Here is a 23,979-nt window from a genome sequence, read left to right on the forward strand (position 1 = left end):
CTATAAGTTAACACCCGGTAAAAGTATAAGGATCAGGTATGCAGCTATACGCAACTCAGCGCTTGGCAAAAAGGCAGTCATCCAAGGTGATGCCATTAGCAGTAATCCCCCCGGGCTTAGCTCATTCCAACCAACAAAAGATGCGTAACATTTTAAATCCTTCGCAAACAACAGCCACCCTCTCTACACAGGTGGTGCAACAGCAAAACAGCACAAGTACTGTTATCCAACGCATCCCCGGCAACTCTTCCGAGTATCATGAAGATTACCGCCCTACCTATTTGATCACCAAAGCCGAGTTACTGACCTTTGGCGGCAATCAAAGCTGGCCCCATAGCCTGCCGCTTTTTACCGGTAAATTAGCTAAGAATAAAGGGGAAAAAGCCAAAGGCGGCAAAGCCAGGGTTGAACCTTCGGTAAGCATCTCCAAGGCAGGTATGGAGCAGCCGTCATTAGATCACCAGGTGGTTACCGAGCAGGCCCGGGATGATTTTGAGCAGCAGATAGACAGCAACCGCGCCGCCTTTGTGCCCCCTACCGCTTCCGGTGAGTTTTTACTTTACCGCAATAAGGGCGGATATGCCTTTCGCAGCGCCTCCAACCAGGCGTTTGAGTCCGGCGGTAAGCGCCCTAATGAAGAATTTGTCACCTGGCTCGAAAGCCGCACCATAGATGATGTTATCGACAAACCCACGGCTGCCGATAAAAAAGTCTGGAAAAAGTTTAGAAAAGTCGCCGCGGGCGAAGGCGGCACCGCAGCGGTAAACGCCTGGGACAAGCAAACCTTAACTTTGGGGGCGGGCTTTACCGGCGCGCGGCTCATTCGGGTGTTAAATGCTATGCCCAGCGAATATCACCGGCAATTGTTTGCTGTCGGTATTGCCGTTACCTCTGATTCGCTTTTAATCTACGACACAGGCATTCACGCCATAACCAGCGGTAAAAATGCCTTTAGGGTCGCTGCTGTCACCTCTGAAATTTTGGCGGCCTTTATTCAACTGGCACAGTCAACACAAATGGCCACGCAGGACGGAGAAAGCAAAGAGCTGAGGTTATGGATGCTGATGGCGCAATTTGAAGAATTTAAAAAACGCACCGAAAAATGCCCGAAAATCCATAGCTGGGGCAAGCAGGAGCAAAGCGCAGCCGAAAAGCTGATGCACTGGCTCGGGGCGGTCAGCTGTAAGGCGATAGAGAAAACAGAAGGCGATCCGCAGAAAATGGCCGATGTCGGCGCCCGCGTGATCCGCAAGCACTGGAAATCGGCGGGTTTTGCCAATGAGCAGGCTGGGCTTGATCGCCTGAAAAACTTATTCAGCAAGCGCGGCTTTACCGTGACGGTACAGGCATCGGAGAGTGCTGAATAAGGATAAATGAAGGTAAACCTGGTTTAGCGCCGTGTACTTAAAAAAGGGCCCGCAGGCCCTGATACAACTTATTTTGGTTTCAGCCTTAATATTGCTTGCGCAAACTCATGGTATCTCTGCCGTTAATCATCACCGTATTACCGAATAACCAGCCGTTTAATCTCAACAGCTGCACATCTTCATCGACATGGCCAACTTCTGTATCAAGCGATTGCTCTTCATCAAGCTTAATGCTAACGCCGCTGTCCAATTCAAGCCATTGATCATTGACTACCTGAATTTCACTGGCAAACGGCAGGGGTAAAGCAGTGTCAGGAAACGAAAGCGTGCCGCTGCTTTGCGCAGCATAAATGGCCAAATAACCTATGGTTTCTGCTCTGTGGGTGGAATCGTTTAAACTTTCCTGTTCGTATAAACTGATGTTAAAGCCAGTGGCCGTAATGTCGTATACCCTCGGCACATAAGTATCAGGGCCGTTCGTGCTTGTGCCTGCACTATCATCACAGGAGCGGCAGCAAAGGTCGTGGCAAACGACATGGCATGAACGGTTGAATCCACCGTACCGCTGTCATTAATATCCATCGTGCCTACTTCCACTATGGTGCCGTCGGCCATAGTATAAATACCGGCTTCAATCGTCACAAAGGCCATTTCTTCGGGTGCATGCTCGCCGGATAAATAATTCCAGTTTTTAAATTTCGCTTCAAAGCCGTCATTGCCGATATTGCGTATGGCAACCGTGCCCGGATTGTCATCGAAATAACTGGGAATAGCAGAAAACACCACGGAATTTTCTCCCATATGGTTAATATCTATCGTTGTCCAGTCATTGCCAACCCAGCGGTATGCCTGATTGACCGGGTTATCTATGTCCGTTGAAAACTGGCTTAAAATTTGAAAATATTGCCGAACGTCTGCTGCCGTGACCCCGGTTGGCGCTATCAGCATGTAGGCAGCAATAAAATTATCTAAGCTGATATCCGGATTATTTTCCAGAGCGCGGCTGTAGGTATCCCGAATATCCACCAAAGTCCCGTATTGACTCAGGGCACTAAGTTGCGACTGGTAAAAAATATCAAAATTTTCCGGTGTCACTTCAAAATCATAAGAAAAATGCGCAGCTTCTCCGGTTAACTGTTCAAGCGCCCTTACCAGGGTTTTAAAACGAAGCACCTCTTGTGCTATGCCGCTATTGATTGCCGTCAGCCTGGCATTAAGTTCACCGCTGTAATGCTCCAGCTTGGCAATACCGTCGCTTAACTCCTCTATGGCAATATCGAGTTCATGGCTGGCATTGCTACTTTCAAACAAGTCAATGGCAACATCAATACCAAAAGCGATGGCGATCACCGGCCCGGTCATCGCTTCAAGGGTTGCCAAAGTGACTCCTTCAACAACAGCACCGGCCTCACCCACAGCAACCTCCACGCCTACTTGCTCGGCGGTGATAGCTTCTGCGGCTCCTGCTTCGGCGTCCACCCCGACCCCGGCCGAGATTTCTGCCAGTTCCACCGCCTCAACTTCTACCGCTTCTCCTGCTTCATTACTGATATTCTCCGCCAGATTATTGTTAGCAAGACGTTCGTTCACATAATTTCTAAATTTAAAGATCTGCCTAAGGGCAAGAGTAGCGCCGCCGAGCACATCGACCACGCCTCTGGTGGTATCGAGCCAGGCAGGAGGCGCACCGGCCATATCGACATTGCTCAGTTCAACGCGATATTGCTGCCAGCTGAGTTCATCCATTACTATGCTGTTAGAGCACAGTAATAAATACTGGTTGGCAATCACCATGGTTTGATATTGCTCCAGTGCGGCATTGAAAGTCACTATGTTATCGTCAACAGCATCCTGCTGTGCAATGAGTTGGTTGTGCAGCTCAAAAACCTCCTCCCTTTTATAATCAAGGTGGTATATCCAGTTATCCCAGGGATAAGTAAAGGAATAACCGGGCAGTGAAACGGCAATGAAAATGACCGCCGTCAGTACTTTAGAAACAGATATTTTTTTCACAATCCTAACCTCCGTATTTAAGGTAAAATTAACCGTAACGTTCGATGTCAACGAGTCGTTTTTCATGGCCGTTGATACCGGGACAGCCGTAGCAGAAACGGCTCCGCTAGCGCAAACTCAGGTTAGGAATACGCCTTTTTCTTGTAAACCGTTAGGGGGGAAAGTGTCCAAAATTTCAGGATTGTTGACCATTTTGTCTATGGCAAAGCTAGAATGTACTCAAACTAATGGCGCAGATCCGATGGTTCGGCATGGTCTGTGCCAAACACTTCAAGGTAGGCTTTATAGGCTTTATTAAAGTGGGCGGGATCTTTAAAACCCACGGCACTTGCCAGGGTTTTGGTGCTGCTATATTTATTTTCAAGCACAAAGCCGTAGGCAGTTTTCATACGGTATTGCTTCAGGTATTTTCCGGCATTTATGCCGGTGCTTGAATGGACTTTTCTTCTTAATGTTTTTTCACTCATAAAGGTTAACTGTGCCAGCATCTGGCAGTTCAGATCAGGGTTGGAGATGTTTTCATCGATGAGCAGGTTAAGCTTGTGCATAAACTGCTCTTTTTTAATGTCCTGAAATGCATTCGGGGCAACGGCTATTTGCTCTGCTCCCTTATCGGACTCTTTGGCTTGCTTCCCTGCCTCTTTCGCCCGCAAACTTTCTGTAACAAGTCCCTGGAACTGTTTCAGCTTATATCGCGTTTTTGCCAAAAATACAGAAGTTAAGGTCAGGACCAGCAAAAAAACCAGTGGTAAGGGCTTAACCATCACAATAGGCAGCAAAATCCCTTTAGCCATCAAATCATGCACAACCAGAGCTACGGCACTGATAAGCAAAACCAGCAAGACCGCACAAAAAGACGATATGGATTTCTTTTCAAAAAAATGAAACATTATTGAATAAACAAGATAAAAATATACCGAAAACAGCCCCATAGGCATGAGAATATTCACAGGGAATCCCAGGTAATTAACCTTTTCTCCGGCAGGAACAAAGGGCCTGAGCGTTGCTGAGATATTATTCATCCGGGTTAGCCGGGTGGCGACTATCACCAGCAAGGCTATATAGCTGACTGTCACAAAAACAGGGAAAAAAACAGCCGAGCTGACTGCTATAAGGCGCTCCTTTGCCATAGCTACCATCTATTCGCTTTACCATAGAGATAACCTATAGTGACATATTCCTGGAAAAAATAAACCCGGCGAACACCGGGTTTTCATCTATGAGCCCTTGTTTCTGGCTGCTGATCACATGACTATTTGCCTGCACCGGGCAAAATCAGCTTAAAGGCCGCACCGCCGAGTGCGCTGTCTTCAACAATTAATTGCCCGCTGTGCATTTCGGCTATTTCCCGGCAAATAGTCAGGCCCAAACCATAACCTGATACCCGCTGCTGTGTTTTGTCGCTGATACGAAAGTAAGGCTGAAAAATGTCCCGGCGATACTGTTTGGGTATACCCGGGCCGTCATCTTCAACGCTAAAAACCAGCTGCTGCTTCACCTGGTATACCCTTAACAGCACTTGCCTGTGACCGTATTTAAAGGCATTTCTGAGCAGGTTTTTCAGGGCGCGGGCCAGCTTTAACTTGTCCGCCGTTAACCGGGTATTATCGCCAATGTCCAATTCCAGCTTAATATCCGCATCGGTTTCTATAGTCAGGTTTTCACACAGGGCGTTGACAAAAGCCGGGACTTTAATAAGTTCGGCATTTAAACGCAGCTCTGTCCGCTCCATTTTGCCGTATTCCAGAAACTCTTCCACCAGTTCATCCAGCTGATAAATGTCTTCTTCAACGCTGCGCAAATGTTCATGCTGCTCTTGCGGTTTGGCATGTTCAATAATGTCCATTTGCAGGTGCAGGCGAAACAGGGGCGAGCGCAACTCGTGGGCAACGGCATGGGTCAGGCGCTTATGCCCAAGCAGCAGCTGCTCTATTCTTTGTGCCATTTCATTAAAACTGTGGTTTAGGCGCCCTACCCTGAGCCTTTTCTTCATCGGCGCCCGCTGATGCAACTGCCCCCGGCTCAGTTTGTCTGCGGCATTTTCCAGGTGGCGTAATTTTCTGTGCAGGCCGTATAACCAGAGGAAGCTGTTGGCGGCAAAAATAAAAACAAAGGAAAACAGCACGGTATACATGATGGTTTCACTTAAAATGATCAACTCGTTTTCTTCATCTACGCTCGTGCGGTAGTAGTTAACCGGGGTAAAGGCACGGAAGTAATTGTACTGGTAATCGTCAAACCACACCGGGTGATTATCCAGCTGCACCAGTACTTCCTGCGGTACCTGGTCTTTGGCCACTTGTTCGATAATCAGCTGGTTTTGTTTGGCGATCATTTGTATCAGTTGTCCGCGTTCATGTTCGCTGATCTCGCTATCGAGCCGCTCCAGCAATTGCACTTCGGCATTAAACTGCTCGGCGCCGATAGTATTGGTGATGTCGATAAACATCGAGGTAATGATCAAATCTACAACCAGTAAAAAAATAAACATGGACACTAAAATGCCCAGGTACAGGGAAATAAATAATCGGGTCATGGCTTTGTCTTGTCCGGTTAAGCTTGTTAGTAAAGGGGATTAGGGTCTTAGTGCTACCAGTAGTCGGGCACAAACAGGTAGCCTTTGTTGCGCACGGTAATAATGCCCTTGGGACGGCTGGCGTTGTCTTTGAGCTTTTTTCTCAGCTGGGCGATTTTATTGTCGATGATCCGGCTAAGACCATCGTATTCCATGCCCGACAATAAAGGCAGCAGCTGCTCACGCGACAGCACTTGTTCCGCGTGGTAGGCCAGGTGCCAGAGAATGGCAAATTCCGATGAGGTCAAGGAGATCTCAACTTCCCCCAGGCTGCATGACTGCTGCGAGCGGTTCAGATACAGCTCGCCATATTGCAACACTTTAGTTTCAGCCGCACGGTTTTCCTCCGCCGGGTGATCTACCAAGCCAAAAGCACCGCTGCGTCTTAATAACATCCGGATACGGGCCAGCAACACTCTCGGGTTAATGGGTTTATTGACAAAATCATCGGCCCCCATTTCCAGCGCCGCCACCTGATCCATATCGTCTCCGGTGGCGGTTAAAATGAGAATTTTTCCATTATATTTTTCCCGTATGCTGCGGCAAACAGATAAACCGTCTTGTCCCGGCAACATCAGGTCAAGAATCACAATGGTAGGCGGGTTATTGATGATTTCCCGGGCGGCATGCTCGCCTGAGTTAATAATATCCACCCGGTAATCAAAACCACAAAAGTAGTTTTTCATCAACAAGGCCATTTTTTCGTCGTCTTCGACTATGGTAATACTTTCTTTCACAAATAACGGCGTCCAATCCATAGAGGCGGGCATATTCCACTTCTTTATTACAAATTAAAAAACAATCAGCTGTTCATCAGCGCTTGTATGTCTGGGGTTTCGGCGATAAGGCTGCCGGCCACTGCAGGTTTCATAACGCCATTACTTAAGCATAAGTACGGGCGCAGTTATGAGCACAGCTACGGGCACAGGCACATGGGGGGCTTTCATCACTTGCCACATGAATATCATTAAAATATTCCGGATTCAATACAAGAAAAGACAATAATCAGGCCTGACCGGCGGCGTCATTTGGGCGAACTTGCCTGAAAAGCTAATGCTTATAAAAACTTAAGCCCAGTGCTGCGAATAACTTAAACGGAGAAACCATTACAAAGCCGTACAAAGCCATACAAACCGCGACAAAAAGTTGATTCATTTTTCGCCGGATGCAGAGATATCCTTTGCCCAAGGGATAAAAAACAAGCTATCGGCTGCTTTATATCCCCAGGCCTTACTCTATTTCATTGAAATCCTTCGTTTTAGGATCCGTTATTACAAGGTAGTAAATCTATGACTAAAGCTTCGACCGGCAAGGCTTATGCTTTGCCCTTCTCTCTGACTGCGTTAATCGCGTTGTCGGCGCCGGCAACTGCGCTTGCGGCAACACCGGCGCTATCGAGCAGCCAGGCGTTAAATCATCAATACCGGCTGCAGCAGCATGAGCCCATCGTTGCCGGTGTTATCGCCGGTACCCATAACTCGTACAGCTCAAATGCCTATAACTTAAAGCTGGCGGAGAACCAGAACCTGTCCATCACAGAGCAGCTTAATGCCGGCGCCCGGATATTGGAGTTGGACTTGTGGCGTACCCGGGCGGTGGAGTATGGCGCGGTCTATTTATGCCACAGCAAAGTCACCTGCGGCAGTGTGATTAACGGCGGCGATTACATTTACCTCGACAGCGCCTTAAGGGAAATAAGCACCTGGACCCGGGAAAACCCGGATCAGATCCTGATCATCAAACTTGAAAAGCAGATGCATGATGACGATTACCACTTATTTACCGAGTCGGTACAACGCCAGATAGGCGATATTATCTACCGCCCGCTGCAGGCACAAAGCCAGCAGCAATGCCAGGGATTCCCCGCCGCCTTAACCCCGGCGCAGATGCTGGCCCAGGGAAAACAAGTGATCTTCTACGGCGCTTCCGCCTGCAACGGCAAGTCCTACAACTGGGTCTTTAAAGGCACCAACCCGGAAAAAAGCGCCGACCGGGTAAAAGACAACCGCAGCGCCCTGCTAGCTTGCAGCGATCACGGCGATGGCCGCTTTGCCCTCTTTTACGATCAGGCAGAAGAAGATTACGGCACAGATCACTATATTCCCACCGATATGATCGCCGGTTTGTCTGCCTGCGGCGGCAGTGCCTTTGCCTTTGACTGGTTAACATCAAACGACGACCGGATGAAAGCCGCACTTTGGAGCTGGGCACAGGGCCAGCCGGACAGCAAGCCAAGCGATGCCGGCTCAGGCAAGGCCACTTGCGCCGTCAGCAGCAACGGCCGTTTCTATGATGAAGACTGCTCTTTATCTTATGCCTATGCCTGCAGCAACCAACAACAGCAGTGGCAGATCACCCAAGGCAAAGGCAGCTGGCAAAACGGCGAGGCCGTATGTCAGGCAGAATACGGCACAAGCTTTCATTTCGACGTGCCCCGTACCGCCAGGCAAAACCAACAAGCTAAAGCAGCCCGTAATTTTGAAGGACAAGACTACTGGCTCAACTATGCCTACGGCGAAAACGAAAAGCTGTGGTTAAGCCCCGAAGACAGAGCGGCAGTTAAGCCGGATAAGTCCCGTTACCTTAAGGTACAACGCTGGACGGATAACCAGTTTGTCTACAGCGATTATAAAACCGGCACAGGTAATAATATTTCCCTCTGGCGCAGCAAGAACCTGCCAGAGAACTGGTACCCTTTAGGTGATATTCCCGGCCTGGCCACCGACGGCCCCTGGGCGTCTTCCTATTCCCGCAACCCCGGCAGCTCGATCGTGGTTTTTGATGACGGCACAGGCAAGCTGGCGCCACCGGCAAGTTATGCCTGGCGCTGGAACGACTGGAAAACCGGCGGCGCCTACGACATCACCTTTTGGCAGCCGATCCCTCCTGCGGGCTACACCTGCCTGGGGGATATCGCCATCAGAAGCCACAGCCGGAGCCAACCGGATAAAGATCATCTGCGCTGTGTCAGGAACGACTTGTTGCTTGAGGGCCAGGCCCACTGGTACTGGAGCGACTCGGGTTCAGGCGGCGAATATGATGCCACGGTTTATACCAGCTCAACAAAAGTCGGCGCCGATTTAGCCGCGGGATTGCCCGCCAATGTCTGGAAAACCCGGAGCAGCGGACACAAGGTTTTAAACTTCAATAAAGTCAATATGCTCACCCCGGATAGCAGCTTATAACTGCGGCATAAGCACACGGAAAATTCACAAAAACATCGGCCTGAATGCAAGTTAGGCCGCAAGCAAATAAACATAAGTGGATAAACAAAAGCGAATAAAAAAGGAATGCTTCTATGAAGACAACAACAATGAGCAAAAAGCCGACTAACAAAAAAGCCCTGATGCTGGCCATAACCGCAGCCGCCGGTACTTTTACCGCCTCCGCCGACCAGCTTGGCCCCTATCACAGCCAGGACTGGGTCGGCCAGATTTATCAAAACCGGGGAGATACCCGGTTAAGGGACATAGTGATCCCCGGCACCCATGACTCGGGCACCTATAATATGCACTCGGGTTCGGATCTTTCGCCGGATGCCGAATCGTGGGCGCCTTATGTTACCGGGCTGTTGGGACAGGCAGGCGGCCATATCATAGCCAAATGGGGACGCACCCAGTCTTACGATATCCACACTATGCTGGAAAAAGGCATACGCCACTTTGATCTGAGGATCAAAAAACATCAGGGAGAATTTGTCATCGTCCATACTATGGTGGCGATGAAGGTTAAAGACGTGTTGGCGCAAGTCAAGCAGTTTGCAGAGGCACATCCGAAAGAGCCGATAATCCTGGAAGTAGCCAAAACTCCCGACAGCGCAGATATGCCCGCGTTATTGGATTTGTTTGATCAATACATAGGTCAGCGTAAGCCAAATAACAGTGTTAAAACGGCGGATCTTACCTTGAACACGCTTTGGCAAGATCATGGTGGTGACGGCAAAAATGACAATGTGGTGGTGGTCTGGAGCTCTTCCAGCGAAGACGGCAAGTCCCGGGGCTATTTCGGCGCAGAAAACTTTACCGGCACCTGGGCCAATACCGAAAGCTACGGGGAATTACGCGACCGGCTGCTAACGGGGCTAAAAAGCGCGCCAGATGACAAGCTCTTCTACAGCGCCTTCACCTACACCCCGACGGCCGGCACCATAATCAAAGACGCCATAGGGTTTGGCAAAAAACGCAGCCTGCTCAACTGGAGCCAGGACTTTTTACGTCCCTACCTGGGGGAGCTGGTTCCCGCCTGGGCACAGGCCGGTTACCGCCCCAATATTATGACCGCTGATTTTTTTGAATACACTGCCCTGATCCCCACGGCGCTGCAACTAAATACCCTGCCGCCCCAAGCGCCAACAAATAAGCTGCAAGTCACCCGGGCCGCGGGCGTGAAACGGGTGTGGACCGATGTCAATTCCGGCGCCGACACCGATGGCTCGGTATGGGTGGCAGAAGAAAAACCCGGTTATAAACCTTTGGCCTATATGCCGATCACCGGCTATCACTTCGACCCGGCGATTGACCAGTTGCTGGTCAAAGCAGATCAAGCAGGGGTTGTCCGGCCTTTAGGTTACAACTGGGTTTGGGACGATGTCGGCAACGGCGGCAGTGAATTTATCCAGGTATGGCGGCCGATAGCGCCCGCCGGTTATGTTTGTCTCGGTGATGTCGCCACGCCCAGCGCCCATCAGCATATTGCCCCTTCCACCGACTTGATCCGCTGCGTACATCAAAGTTATGTCGCCCAGGCGCCGTCTATATATCAAAAATGGACGGATAAAGACTCCGGCGGGACTTATGACGGCTCTTTATGGGACAGCGCCAACCATAACGGCAGCACCTATAATATCGGCGCACTGCGCACCAGCCGCGGCTACGCTCAACCCGATAACGCCCTGTTTCAGTTACTGCTGAAAAGCAAAACCGTGGAAATGTAAGCTGTGTAGAAGATTAAGTCTTTAGTTCAAGGCATCAGATTTAAAAAATCAGGTTTAGGGAATTTGCATTTTCTAAACCTTTATCCCAAACAGGCTGTTCCCGGCTAAGGATATCGCCGGGAGCCGCTGCTGTTGCTGCCCGCTTTCAACTCAGGCGAGGGGTAACATCCGCCCGCTAACGGTTACAATGTTTCCATCTGCCGCCCCAGGTTATTGGTTTTCCAATCCCGGTAAACCTCTGCCAGACGCAAGGCAACATCAAGCTCCCGGTTGGGATCTAAGTCTGTCAGGATAGTATTGATCTGCTCAAAGTAATGTACGGGATCCTTTGTCAGCCGGGGATCGATCGACGTTAAATATAACTCCAGCTTGGCCATGCTGTTGGCGCCGCCGTTCCACATAAGCTTGGCCGAAGCCCTGTCCAGGTTGATGTAAGCTGCCCAGATTTCATCATGATCCGTCTGCCGGTAGTCAAAAGGTTCGATAAAGTCTCCCGGCAGCAGCTTTTGTATGACAGTCAATTCTCCCTTTAGCCCTCCTTCGGGGTATTCGGCAATATAAAGTCCCTGTGCACTATGTTGGCTAAACTCGGGCAGCAACAGATACCGACCCGGCTCGGCAACATTAAATGCGGTGATGGTGCGCCATTTTTCCACCTGGCGTTTTTTATCGAGTGTGCCCGCCACCAGGATCAGCTTGTTGTCATTTTCCAGCAACACCATAACCTCAGGCGACATATCCGCCTGGATATTACCGCAAATAGCCGCCTTCACCATAAACGTTGCCCATTTGCCCGGTAACAGCGTACTTAGCGGCATCACATCAAGGTGCGTACTGTTAAAACGCTGACAGGCTAAGTCGGCTTCTTTTGCAAATACCTGGTGTTGGACTTGCTGCTTCGTCTGTTCGCGCAAGTCATATTCAAACAGCCCTTTGCCAGGTTCGGCAATGAACAATTTGCCATTGGCAAAACCTGCTGATTTAACTAACTGCCCGGGGGGAATAAAGTCCGCCAGCGCCGGCAGCCCTCCCCGGTATGCCGGCTGTGCTTTTACTTGTGTTTTAGCTTGTGTTTTAACTTGTGTTTCGGCCTGTGTTTCGGCAGTTTTTTCATGCTGGTGGTTGCAGGCCATGACCGCAAACAGGACAAAAAGAAACAAGCATTTATTTAATACTATCGCTCGCATATGCTTTCACTCTCAAAAACTAAACGGCAGCATCAAGGCCGGACCTGGATGCTGCCAAATGAAGCCAATTTTGGATTCATTGGGGTTAATTGGGGTTAATTGGGGTTAGGAATATAACGGCTGACACCGTCGACTCTGTGGGTTACCCGCCATACCGGGACGGCACTTTCACGCATTTGTTTGAGTATCTTCGCTGTGGTGATCTCACTGTCATGCAAATCTGTGCCCCTGATCAGGTGCGGCGACACCACCCTTTCAAAGAAGAATTTAAGGTTATTATCGCTTGCCGGCAGGAAATAGCTGCGGGAGTTATATTTATCCACCGCCCAGGGCAAAGTATTGTTGTTATCGTCCTGTACTTCGCTGGTCACACCTTTGTCAATGCTGGCATTAAAACTGATCGTGCTGGTATTGTTTTTACTGCCGACAAAGCTGCGCGAATAGTAGCCGCCGACCCCGACGCCAAAACCGGCGCCTGTTGGCGGATTTTCCAGGACATAGTCAACATTGGCTTCAATCGAGAAGTCATAACCGAGCCGGTCGGTCACAGAAGCTGCTGCCGTGGTACTGGTGCCGATAAAGCCGCCGTCGGAAACCGCTATGCCCGACACCAGCAATTTATCGCCGATAAAGGCTTCGGCGGAGGTGCCGGTAGAGCCTGCCCGGGAGACATTGGCGGCGGCATTGTAGCGTTTTTCCAGCTCCAGCTGCTGACGTTTATCTTCGGTGCGCCAGGCGCTTTCTTCCCTCGGGTTGAAATAAGAGAACCCGGCATTGTCTACTTTCTTCGGGCCGATATAACCGTCGAGAGAGCCCGCTTTGAGATATTCGGGATTGAGCTTAAAGTTGATACTCTCTTCATTGACGGCGGCATCGGAGAAATCCAGGCTATAACCTACCAGCTTATTGGTCTTGGGGTTATACATGGCATAACGCGAAGCACTTAAGGTCGAAGTGAACAGCGTACCTTCGGTGTGCGGCGCCCACAGCTCGGTTTTACTGCCGTCGCTATTTTCTTCATAGCAGGTATCGAGATAGGCACTTTCATTACTGTTACACTTTCTGCTCGGCACGCTACCGGTAATAAAACTTTTCCTGGAGATATTTTTAGTCAGGCTGTAATCCTCCGCCTTGCCAAACGTCGCCCCGCCGGTTACGGCAAGTGCGGCGGTCAGGCTGTGCTCGACAAAAATAGCCTTGCCGCCCCAACGCACATAACCGCTGGCTTTGGCGCCCAGGGCATTGTTGGCATCGGTAGAAACCGTGGTGCCCCTTTCGATCATAATTTCGACATCCGACAGTTCGGTGGAATAGGTCCAGATCCCGTTTTGGTTGCGGCCCAAGTTTTCCCGGGGAACCGGCGGCGGCCCTTCCATATAACCGATAGGCGTACTGCTGACCACCACACGTCCGGCAAAGCGGCTTTTTAACTGTCCGCGATCTTCTGAGGAGAAGGCGAACTTGTAACTGCCGTCGTCTTGTTTTAACAAGGTGACGTATTCGCGTATCAGCCTGGCTTCTTTTCTACCGCCAAACTCGCTCAGGCGGCCACTGCTAAAGACCACAGGGGCAAAACCGCCGCTGACCGGCACATCATTTCCCTGGTAGAAAACGCCAAATTTAGGCGACCATTTTGGCAAGGTATCCCCTGCTCTTGGGATCTGCAGGGCCTGGTATTTGCCAAAGGCACTCCTGTCTGACGGCGCCGGCCAGCTATGGGGAAACTCCAATGCCCTTACCGTATCTGAGCCGTCCACACCCCAGTTGGTGCGCATACTGGTTTTATTCAGGGCAGGATCTAACACATGGCTGACGATATCGCCGCTGGCCGCACGGAAATAATGGTGCAACAAGCCGTCAGAGCCAAAAAACAAGCTGCTATTGCCGGTATCGTTATTCTTTAATGCTACATCGGCATAGCCGTTATATGACAGCGCCCTTTTGCCCTGTTTCGGCTCGCCGCGGCTGTCAATCGGAATATGGGTAAACCGGGTTTCCCGGCCGTTGATATTGGTTGCTATGACCAGCTCCCGATCAACCAGGGCATTGATTTGCTCGCCCGCGGCACTTGCTGCGGCGGAAGTATCGATCACGATAGAATCTAAAGCACGCATATAGCCGTGGTTTCGGGTATACAGGGCTTGATGCCATTTGCTGACCGCGGCTGTCGTGCCGTCTTTAAGGTAGTTGATATTATTGGTATCGAAGATCTGATCTTTACCGAGCCGGTAACTGGCAACCGCCATATCCAGGCTATTGCTGCCGGAGCAGAAACCGCTGACCCCGGTCGTTAAAAACAAACGTTGTCTGCCTTTGCCTTCGCCGGCGATTGCAGCGGAGATCTCGTCTATTTGACACAATTCATTGTCAAGGGTGCCCGCCAGCGCATAAGGGATGACAAAAGCCGGCTCTAAAAAGCTGTTGCCGTCTTTATCGACGGTAGAAATATCGACCTCTTCGGTAAAAGATTGTTTCTGGGAAGCCTTAGTGACCACCTCTGTGGCATTGCCCGGCACATAACGCTTGCCGGAAGATTTATATCTCGACTCGATTAAACGCAGAAACTTGTTGTCCACCTCGGAAAACTCAAAACGCTCCACCAGGGCGTTAACCTCTTTGCCTGTGCCGTAGCCGCTTAAACCGTGGGCCCGGAACAGATAAAGGTATTGTCCGTCGGTTTCAACATCAAATGCCTGACCCTTATAAGCAGCATTACAGACAGGAACAAGGTAACCGCCTTCACTGCTTTGGCTAGCATTACTGATCGCCGGGTCGCTTAAGAAACGTTTGCCTGTGGGAATATCATTGCTACAGCGCACATCGTTATCCTGCAGGTAAAGCGGCAGCGCCTGTGCTTTTTGCCAGCCGTTTTCATCCTTATAGATGTATTTGATCTCATTCTCTTCACCGAAAAAGACAAACTTTTTATCCTTATAGCTGACACCGGCGATGCGTTTGACATTATGTACGGCTTCCTGGTTAACCGCCGCAACGGGATCGTAAGGCGGCATCAGGTAGAGTACGGGTGTCAGGCTATCTTGGGTCAAAATAAGCAAGTCATTAAAACCGTCGCCGTTGAAATCGGACGATGTCATACCGGTATCCTTTAACACAGTGCTCGGCAAATTATAATAACTGCCGTTATCGTCAAGGGCCTTAGTGTGTTTAATGCCGACAAAACTGACATCTTTGCCGTTAGTCTCTTCATTGCCAGTGGTTGAATATAAAACGAAAATGCTGCCTGCTATGGTGGCAATATCATCGCGGCTGTCGTTATTAAAATCGGCAACCACCGCCAGAGGGTTGTCTTTTTTCGCGCTTGAGTGTTCGATAACCGACTTGGAGAAAAGACCGACTTTACTTCGGGTAACCGTTTTTCTGCCGGTACGGTCCACTTTGGCTTTCACCGCATGGCTGGTGTAAATGGTATATTTGCCGTTTTCCATAAAGAGAATATCTTTACTGCCGTCACCGTTAAAATCGCCGATACGCACATCCTCTTCACCAAAATCGGCAAAAGAAGTCTTCACCTGGTTGTCATTGCTGGTTTTCAGGTAGTCGTTATCGGCATCCAAATAGAGGTAGCTGCGCCTGAAAGTGGCATTTTCACCTTCCTGTGCAAACCAGATATCAATTTTCGCGTGGCCGTCATCGCTATTGCTGATGCCGTCCAGATCCTCTTTACGATCCCACCTGAGAAAATCATCAAGGCCATCGCCGTTAAAATCACCAAAGGCAGTATTGGAGTTACCGATATACAGCAAATGTTGTGCTTTGCTTGCCTGGCTTGAGCCGTCGCTGCTGTCGGACATTTTCACCGTCAGGTATTCATTTTCAGGCCGGTAGGCAATAAAAGCACTGTGATTATCACTGCGGTTCAGGCTGCGTCCCATAAAGCTGTAATTGTCATTTTCCCCTTTGAAAAAGCTGATTTCATCAACGACGTCGGGAAATGCATTTATGGTATATTTTTTCTTTAATTGTGCACTCTGGTTGTTCGGCGAGCCGTCACCCCGGGTACCCGTGACTTCGACGCTATAAACCTCTACCGCTTTAATGTCGCCATTGGCGGTCGTGGTTACCGGCCTGGAGATTGAATTTGGCAAATCAAAAGCACTGCTTGAAAACATAAAGGGGGTATTGGTTTCGGTAATACTCAAACTATCCGGCAGCTCGATGCGGGAAAAGCGGACCTGCCCCGAGGTAAATAATTCCGACCACTGCCCTCTTTGCGCCTCGGGAGCATATTTGCCGCTACCGCCGACCGAGCGGTTAAGCAAGACCTGTATGCCATGGCCGCTGTTGCTTTTTTCCAACAGGAAAATATCGTCGGTGCCATTGTTGTCCAGATCGCCATAATCATTTGAAAAAAGAGGTTTGCCGCCGGATGTCGGCAAGGTGGTGCGCTTTAACGGCACCGTAGAGGTGTGTTCTTCAACTGCCTGGGCTAACACGGGTATACCCAAAAGCAGCATCAGGGGAAAACTTATCAAAGATCCCTTTTTCTTACTTCTTAACATATTCATACCTATATCTTTAAAAACTTAATGTGAAAAATTAAACCTTGTATACAAAAAATCACTCACCTCCTTATGCAAAGATTCAAGATAGTGCTCTGTCAGTGATGTGTTGACTTCGGGGGCAACTTGAACGATTCAGATAAAAACCGGGCCAGATATCTGGCATAGTACGAGAACATGACCCGGGCGTATTAGCATTGCGCTGCGCACACAGAAAACCGGGAGCGCCTGTTTACTCTACAAGTTAACGGGTGAAATTAATGTCTGGCTTTGTCCCGGTTTGTCCCGGCTTATCTTCACCTGTCACGCTTTGTCTTGATTGGTCTCAAAGCCAGCTTATAAAACCTAAAACCAAAGAAAATATAACCAATAAAATTCAACAACTTGCACATTACCTATCCAATTTCTCGCGGTTCCCGCCCAGTCTTTAGGGCGATAGACAAAGGCTTTTTCTATCACTAAAGTAGCGACCGGTTTTTGGCCGCATGCTCTTGCTATCACCTCTTGCTATCAAGAAAGGAGCGGACCATTAATCTGTGATCCATAGTGAAGTTAAAGGAATAAAATGAAACCCTACCAAAGAAGAATACTGTTACCGTTTTTATTAATCAGCCAGCAGGCTCTGGCAGCCGATGTCTGCGAAATCGATAAAAGCACACTGGAAAGCAATTTATCCAAAGTTGAAGCCACGGTAGATACCCTGGCAGAAACCGAATTGCCGTCGGCAACCAAACTCTCGATGCTGGCAGAGCTTACCCCTAAGCTCACGGCTTTTGTTGATGTCCTGGGCAAGATAGGCACAGTGGCCGGCCTGGGCATAGGGGTTTATGAAATTGCCGACGGCGCCAAAAGCCATAACTCGTCGGAAATTATTGACGGCAGCCTGAACATTGCCAGTGTGGTGGCGCCGGAAATTGTCTCAACCATAGTCGGAGAGCTGGCCGGTGAAGCCATCGGCGGTATTGCCGGAGGTGCGGCGGCCTTTGTCGTCATTGAAGGCATGGACATCTACAACGGCGTAAAAGTAGAAAAAGTGATTTCCAGCATAAAACACCAAAATGCCAAACTCAGCGAAGTCTACGGCGCCAATGTCACCGCCCTTGAACAAGGCTTGAGCGAAACCCGCCGGGTGATTGCCGGTGATTCGGATGAATTATATAAGATCACGACAGAAAATTTCGGCCGGGTTGCCGTAGAGTTAACCAAACGTTCTATCGACACCCTGGGCAATACCTTTTATTTAAGGGAAATGGGTAAAAAAGCCCTGAAATTATCGCAGGAAAATCACGATAAAAACGTGTTAACTTATAGCGAAGGCGGCGATAGCTTAGATAAAGACATCATAATGCAACGCCTTGAGGGCATGAACTTTAACCTCAAATTTTGGTACAGTATCGAGAAAGAGCAAATAGGCGGCGAAGGCAACGGCCGCCCCGTCAACACCAACGGTATTTGGAATGATTACTTTATCAGCAACAACTACTATTGGGGCCTGAGCCAGGCAACCCCGGATATGACCACCAACGAGCTGGAAGTTCGCCTGCTCACGCCGACTCTTTTTTCTAAAGGTGTGCAGAGCCATTTTATTCCGCTGGACAAATGGTCTAAAGCCACACTTGAGCCCGTAGTCACCCGCCTTGTCGATAGCGCTTTTGACGATAAACAGGCATTGGCAAAAGACTATCACGCGGTATTGCAGCAGGTGCTCAATAACTATCCCAAACTTCAAGCGCAAATGCTGGAAAGTTATAACCAAACCATCACCCAGCGGTATTCCTGGCTGAAATTCGGCCAGCAGCTGATGGCACATTTGGATTACAGCGATGAAAAAACCATAGATGCGCTGATTTGGACCTTCAGGATATTAAACCCGCTGGCAGCCTCTTTTGCCGAAGGTGCGCTGGATAAAAAATTAATCGAATCCGTCAATGTCAGCCATATGGTGTCCTCTGTTGTCAGCCACCTGATCAGCTCAGGTGTCGATATTTCTGCCCCCGGGACATACGATAAAGTCAGAAAGCTATTTGCCCACGATAAAGCCCCAACGGCAGTGACTTCAGCTTTTGATAAAGCCTTTAATTTAGCCAAAAGCGCCGCCAACCAGCGCCTGTTGGCAAAAAGTGCCGTTAAACCGCTCAAGCTGACACAAGCGGTTATCAACGAGCATTTGGCTAAAACCAAGGTAATGGTGGATGACGGCACCTTAAAAGGCATGTTGGATCGTGCCATCAACAGCCATCTGAAAGAAAAGGTCTTTGTTCCCTTACTCGACCCCCTGGCATTGGCAGAATTTACCCAGGCCGCATCGAAAATCCACTGGGCATACAACAAAACGGTTGTCAGCATTATCGACAAGCACAAAACCCGGTTAACCGAAGTTGAAGCCGGCGATAAGCAAAAAATAGCCGAAACTTTACTGAACTTAAAACTGGAGCTGTTGGCAAATTACGCCAGCTTTAAACAAAAAGACTTGCATGTTGATCCCAGGTACAAATGGGTCAGTTTCAATACCCTGCCGCATCCAAGAAGCGAACTTGACAGTATCGGTAAATATATCGATGCCACCACAAACAATTTATAACCGAGTTTATTCGCAGAGAATATGGAGAAAATAATGAAAAAACAAAAACGTTCAGTGAATACCCGGGTTATGCCTTTGCTCCTTGGTACGCTTGCCTTAAATACATATGCCGGCATTTTTGATGCCTGTTTTGGCGGCGGTGAATATAAGCCGATCACCGAGCAGAAACTGCAGGCAAGGATGAGTAAAATACCGGATAGTTTCGGTGTTTGTTTTAATAAGGCATTATGCCTGGCCAAGGTTGAACGCCTGCTGACTCAGGCCGATGAGGATGTTGTTGTCGCCGCCACAAAAACAGATCTGACAAAGTCGACCAATTATACCCCTGAGTATAAGTCGCTGATGAATTTAAATGATGACGGCCTGTTACATACCAGTCTCAATAACAGCAATGCCATCAATAATTTAAACCTTGGTGATATCCACGACTCCGGCTTTATCAACTTTAAGCGCTTAAACGGCGATAAAGCTTTCTTTCATACCGTTTATGTTCAGGTAAGCGCCAGCGGGGAAAAGTTTCTCTATAGTGCCAACGACGCTTCTCTGGCGCGGTCGATAATGCAGGCGGGCAATGATGAATTGGTTCAGGTCGGGGGCTCGTTACGTTTTAAGATGGATGAGAATACCGTAACCGGTTTCAATCGTTACCTCACAAACCATGAGGCGGGCGAGATAGGTTTTGTTTACACCCCCGCCAACCAGGTCGCCGACAATATCGCCCATTTTGGCAACGGAGTATAGACAGGCCACCTTGACTAGTGTTGTTATAGCGGGCAGACAAGGCAGGATATATACCCGCCTTTTATAAGGGAAAGCATGCTGAATTTGCTTGTCCGCCCGTTATTATGCATTTGGCTTTTTGGGCAATTACTTTCATTAATTACCCAAAAAGCCATTCCCCTAGATTCACAGTCAAACAAGCTAGAGAATAAAAGTTTAAAAATCAAACTCTTGACAACCTCTTTCACTCGAAGAAAGACACAGGGTTAAAGGCTTTTTTTGCCTATACTTACAGCAATTCTTTTTATCTACGCCACCGAATTACAAAAAGTAATAAAACCTTTATTGCTATTAGCCGGCCATTATGCGAAAAATGCGCTACTTATTTATTTTCCCCAACACTAACAAAAGCCTGTACACCAGGATAAAGAAACGGCTTATTGAGTTGGCTTATCCCGCGAAGGTGGTTTACCCGTGAAGTACTTTGCCGGACTGATGTTGTTTTTCTTATTCCCTGTAACCGCGATAGCAGAAGCAGAACAACGGATCCGTTATTTCCAAACCGATGCCAGATATGATTACCACGTTGAATTATTGCAGCTGGTACTGGATAAAACCCGGGATGAATTAGGTCCGGCGGTTTTGCATGCTACCACAGCCAACATGAGTCATGGCCGCGGCGAATTGTCATTGAAAAATGGCCAGATAGACATCGCTTTTTTGGCCACCAACCTGGCCCGGGAGCAAAAATATCGCGCCATTAAATATCCCATTTTGCAAGGCATACTCGGCTACCGGATATTGCTGGTACATAAAGACAAGCAGGCAGATTTTGCCGACATTAGCAACCTGGCACAGCTTACCAGCGATTTTATCGGCGGTTTCGGTACACACTGGGCCGACACAACTATTCTTAAAGATAACTACCTTAAGATCATCACTAACCCTTTATACCTGAACCTGTTTGCCATGTTAGACGCCAAGCGCTTTGATTATTTTCCGCGCGGCATTAATGAGGTCTGGCATGAAAGCAGCGCATTAAAACAACGTTATAACAACATAGTCGTCGAAGAAACCCTGGCATTGTATTACCCCTACCCGGTTTATTATTTTGTCACCAAGAACAACCGCCGCCTGGCTAAACGGGTTGAACTGGGGTTAAACCATGCCGTCAAAGACGGTTCGTTAAGAGCACTTTTTTTGAAGTATCACCTACAAGATATTAAGCGCAGCCGCTTACATAAGCGTAAAATACTCATGCTAGAAAATAATCAGCTTCCTGACGGTACGGCAAATCCAGACAGCCAGTGGTGGTTAAAACTGACAGAAAATGTAAGATAAAACCCCAAAATCGGACGGCGTCAATTGCTGCAGCACAAACCAATGCTAAACGCGAAAAGATAAATAGATGCTTTATAGCCACTTAGCCCTGCACTTAACATGATAGTAACGCCAGCCCACACCACAGACAAAACCAGACACAAAATTGCAACAAAAATACCCTTTGCTAAGCCGTTATTTGATGTGTAGTATATGGGTGTTGCTGAAAAATTATCGCCAACACCTAAAACTTTAAAGGACGCGCGCCAATTGGATAACCAGGGAGTGGTTGTTAAGTAAAGTTTAGGAGACTCCCTTTATGGGAAATCACCCCGTTAATCAACAGCTAAAAAGCTGCCGTAATCCCCTGATAAAAGCCGCTGGTATTGCCGCCGCTTTTACCTTTAGCGCAAATGCTTTCGCCACGACTACCTTAGATGTGATGGCCCTTTATACCGACGGGGTCCAGACACAATATGGCAGCAGCGTTGAAACCCGCTTAAACCAAATCATCAGCGTTTCCAATAAAGTCTACGCCGACAGTAACCTGGATATCGAATTACGCCTGGTGCACCAGCAACATGTCGATTACAGCGACTCGGTCTCACCTGAGCAGGCGCTGACGGATCTCACCTGTGACTTTACCGCGTTGCAAACCCAGGGAGTGTGTAACCGCGGCGAAGCATTTAGCCAGGTCGATGATTTGCGCGAACAATACGGCGCAGATTTAGTTTTACTGATGCGACCTTATGCCAACAGCCATAACAATGTTTGCGGTATCGCCTGGATCGGCGGCTACGGCACCAATGGCGATTTCAGCAACCCCTTGTGGCGTGAAACCGGCATGGGTGTGATCGGCATGGACGGCCCCTGCGGCGACTGGGTTACCAGCCATGAACTGGGCCATAACATGGGCCTGACCCACTCTTCACTGCAAGACAGCGAAGGCGGCACTTTCCCCTGGGCCTGGGGTTACGGCGAGTCCGACAACTTTGCCACTATCATGGGTTATGCCTGGCTCTTTGGCAGCAATACCCAAAAGGTCTATAACTTTTCCAGCCCGGATTTAGACTGTTTCGGCTCTGCCTGCGGTATCGACCACAACGAAGCTAACGGTGCCGATGCCGTGCATGCCTTAGGGGTTGCCGCGCCGCAGATTGCCGCCTATACCGCGACCGTGATCACAGATCCCAACGACGGCACTGACGGTTCAACCGACGGAGAAACACCAGAGGAAACTCAACCCTCGGACGATCCCGATGAGGCCAAGCAAGCCTGGTTAGATGCCAAAGAAAAACTGGCGGGGCTTAAAACCGAGCGTAAAGCGCTAAAAACCGAGCAAAACACCGCCCGCACAGCCTATAAGCAGGCCAGACGTGCTTATAACAAGGCTTATAACAGTTATCAGCGCCAGTTAACCCAGCTTAACAGCCTGTACCAGCAAGCGATGCAGGCAATTAATGATTATAATGCCAGCAGCAGCCTGACCACGGCTCAGCAACAAAGGTTATACAATGCCGCCATCAGCAAGGCAGACAGTTATAACGCCAAAGTGCTTGAAGTGAGTGCATCGGCAGAAGAGCTTAATGCCCTGCTTGACGCTTACAACAGCGCCAAAGACAGTTACGAGCAGGCCCAGGCAGCTTTCGAGCAAGCCAAAGCAGCCGTAGCAGCACAAAAACAAGTGGTTGCAGATGCCTACCAGGCTTATCAGGATGCCTTAAACGGTTAACCGGCAATGACGGCCATCAGCAGTGGCATTGTAAGCAGCGCCAATATCAAGCCTAAGGGCGGGATATTGGCGCTTTCTTTATAGAGTAAAGGCATAAGGGAAAAGGTTAACGATGAAAAACAACAAGGGGCTTTTTTTCGTTTTGGCCATAACAGCAAGTATCTTGCTGCTAATCTATTTCCAGCCATTTACCACGAATAAACACCAGACCCAGCAGCCGGGTCAACAACAAGAAAAGCAAAAACAGCCTGAACAAAGTATTTCAGCCCCACTCCCGACAGCACTCAAGCCACTGCCCTCGCCGCCGTCTCGCGCCACGATAAAACCTCTTAAACCTGGGCAGCTCTCGCTGCAAGGTAACGATATAGAGCCTGAAGACGATGCTGAAATTTCCGCCTGGCAGGTTAATAAGCAGGCCCTGGCCAGGGTACCAACGACCTTTGCCGATACCCCTTATCAAACCATTTCCTTTAATGACAGCCTGCATGCAGAGATCAGTGTCGGCGACACCGTGTCACTACCTCTACCCGATGGCAGTACCGTGGAAGTCACAGTCACCAAAGAAAGGCTGGAGAAAAACGGCGACTATACCTTCGAAGGCAATATCGAGCAGAACAACCACAGCTATCCCGTGGTGATCACCCAGGGCGCCGGCGGCACTTTTGGCTCAATAGCCACCAATGACAATACCTATAGCATCACGACTGTTGACGGTGTCGGGGTGATTTATCAAAACCCGCCACTACCGCCAAGCCATGATGATGATTTTTTGATTGTGCCTAAGATCAATCAATAACAATGTTTTGTTTTCCGAGTTAAACATCCGGTGCTTGTACCAAGCATGCCGGTAGAAACAATTAACTTTATCGGCAAACACGCTTTCGCCCGTATCATAATGTCCTAACTTGTCGGCTTAAGTGTAAAAGTCATCGACAACCTATTGAAGCCTTCATTGCATGCCTCAAATGCGCCGTTTGACTTGTGTGATCTTTGCAATACCAACAAGGTGTACACCAAAACTTCCCGGGTAT

The 23,979-nt window shown here is 49.1% G+C and carries 15 protein-coding genes; 8 read left to right on the top strand and 7 right to left on the bottom strand.

Annotated features, from left to right (window positions below; all coding sequences use genetic code 11):
- The first annotated feature begins 38 nt into the window (after positions 1–38).
- Positions 39–1,367 carry a hypothetical protein gene (locus QL234_RS09975; protein WP_281557670.1) on the top strand — a complete coding sequence of 443 codons (1,329 nt, stop codon included), beginning with the start codon at positions 39–41 and terminating at the stop codon, positions 1,365–1,367.
- An 85-nt stretch (positions 1,368–1,452) separates the two neighbouring features.
- Here QL234_RS09975 and QL234_RS09980 read toward each other — a convergent pair whose 3' ends face one another.
- The 5 genes from QL234_RS09980 to QL234_RS10000 form a co-directional block, all read right to left on the bottom strand.
- Entirely contained in the window at positions 1,453–1,827 is a 375-nt protein-coding gene (locus QL234_RS09980; protein ID WP_281557671.1) for a hypothetical protein, read from the bottom strand.
- The gene (locus tag QL234_RS09985; protein ID WP_281557672.1) at positions 1,761–3,380 is read right to left on the bottom strand and encodes a hypothetical protein; all 1,620 of its coding nucleotides are present in this window, start codon (positions 3,378–3,380) and stop codon (positions 1,761–1,763) included. Before QL234_RS09985 ends, QL234_RS09980 begins: the two co-directional genes overlap by 67 nt.
- Positions 3,381–3,604: 224 nt before the next feature.
- The gene (locus QL234_RS09990; protein WP_281557673.1) at positions 3,605–4,519 is read right to left on the bottom strand and encodes a helix-turn-helix domain-containing protein; all 915 of its coding nucleotides are present in this window, start codon (positions 4,517–4,519) and stop codon (positions 3,605–3,607) included.
- Positions 4,520–4,632: 113 nt separating this feature from the next.
- Positions 4,633–5,916, bottom strand: coding sequence for an ATP-binding protein (locus tag QL234_RS09995; RefSeq protein ID WP_281557674.1), 1,284 nt, complete (start codon positions 5,914–5,916; stop codon positions 4,633–4,635).
- 53 nt (positions 5,917–5,969) lie between these two features.
- Positions 5,970–6,725, bottom strand: a complete 756-nt coding sequence (locus QL234_RS10000) for a response regulator transcription factor (protein WP_281557675.1) — start codon at positions 6,723–6,725, stop codon at positions 5,970–5,972.
- 519 nt (positions 6,726–7,244) lie between these two features.
- Here QL234_RS10000 and QL234_RS10005 point away from each other — a divergent pair.
- On the top strand, positions 7,245–9,140 hold the full coding sequence (locus tag QL234_RS10005) for a phosphatidylinositol-specific phospholipase C domain-containing protein (protein WP_281557676.1): 1,896 nt from the start codon (positions 7,245–7,247) through the stop codon (positions 9,138–9,140).
- A 113-nt stretch (positions 9,141–9,253) separates the two neighbouring features.
- The gene (locus tag QL234_RS10010; RefSeq protein ID WP_281557677.1) at positions 9,254–10,888 is read left to right on the top strand and encodes a phosphatidylinositol-specific phospholipase C domain-containing protein; all 1,635 of its coding nucleotides are present in this window, start codon (positions 9,254–9,256) and stop codon (positions 10,886–10,888) included.
- Between the two features lie 182 nt (positions 10,889–11,070).
- On the opposite strand, the gene QL234_RS10015 is transcribed toward QL234_RS10010, so the two are convergent.
- A complete protein-coding gene (locus tag QL234_RS10015; protein ID WP_281557678.1) occupies positions 11,071–12,075 on the bottom strand; it encodes a hypothetical protein in 1,005 nt (334 codons plus the stop codon).
- Between the two features lie 95 nt (positions 12,076–12,170).
- The gene (locus QL234_RS10020) at positions 12,171–16,601 is read right to left on the bottom strand and encodes a hypothetical protein (protein WP_281557679.1); all 4,431 of its coding nucleotides are present in this window, start codon (positions 16,599–16,601) and stop codon (positions 12,171–12,173) included.
- Positions 16,602–17,160: 559 nt separating this feature from the next.
- Here QL234_RS10020 and QL234_RS10025 point away from each other — a divergent pair.
- The 5 genes from QL234_RS10025 to QL234_RS10045 all read left to right on the top strand — a co-directional run bounded on the left by QL234_RS10025 (position 17,161) and on the right by QL234_RS10045 (position 23,744).
- Positions 17,161–19,176 (top strand): hypothetical protein, encoded by a 2,016-nt coding sequence (locus QL234_RS10025; RefSeq protein WP_281557680.1) that lies wholly within the window; start codon positions 17,161–17,163, stop codon positions 19,174–19,176.
- 33 nt (positions 19,177–19,209) lie between these two features.
- Positions 19,210–19,917: a hypothetical protein gene (locus tag QL234_RS10030; protein WP_281557681.1), complete on the top strand. Its 708-nt coding sequence runs from the start codon at positions 19,210–19,212 to the stop codon at positions 19,915–19,917.
- A gap of 453 nt (positions 19,918–20,370) precedes the next feature.
- Positions 20,371–21,237 carry a hypothetical protein gene (locus QL234_RS10035; RefSeq protein WP_281557682.1) on the top strand — a complete coding sequence of 289 codons (867 nt, stop codon included), beginning with the start codon at positions 20,371–20,373 and terminating at the stop codon, positions 21,235–21,237.
- 298 nt (positions 21,238–21,535) lie between these two features.
- Positions 21,536–22,948, top strand: a complete 1,413-nt coding sequence (locus tag QL234_RS10040) for a reprolysin-like metallopeptidase (protein ID WP_281557683.1) — start codon at positions 21,536–21,538, stop codon at positions 22,946–22,948.
- A 112-nt stretch (positions 22,949–23,060) separates the two neighbouring features.
- Complete coding sequence (locus QL234_RS10045) at positions 23,061–23,744, top strand: hypothetical protein (protein WP_281557684.1); 684 nt, start codon at positions 23,061–23,063, stop codon at positions 23,742–23,744.
- Positions 23,745–23,979 lie beyond the last annotated feature (235 nt).

Source organism: Thalassomonas sp. RHCl1 (genome assembly GCF_947387555.1).
Classification (GTDB): Bacteria; Pseudomonadota; Gammaproteobacteria; order Enterobacterales; family Alteromonadaceae; genus Thalassomonas.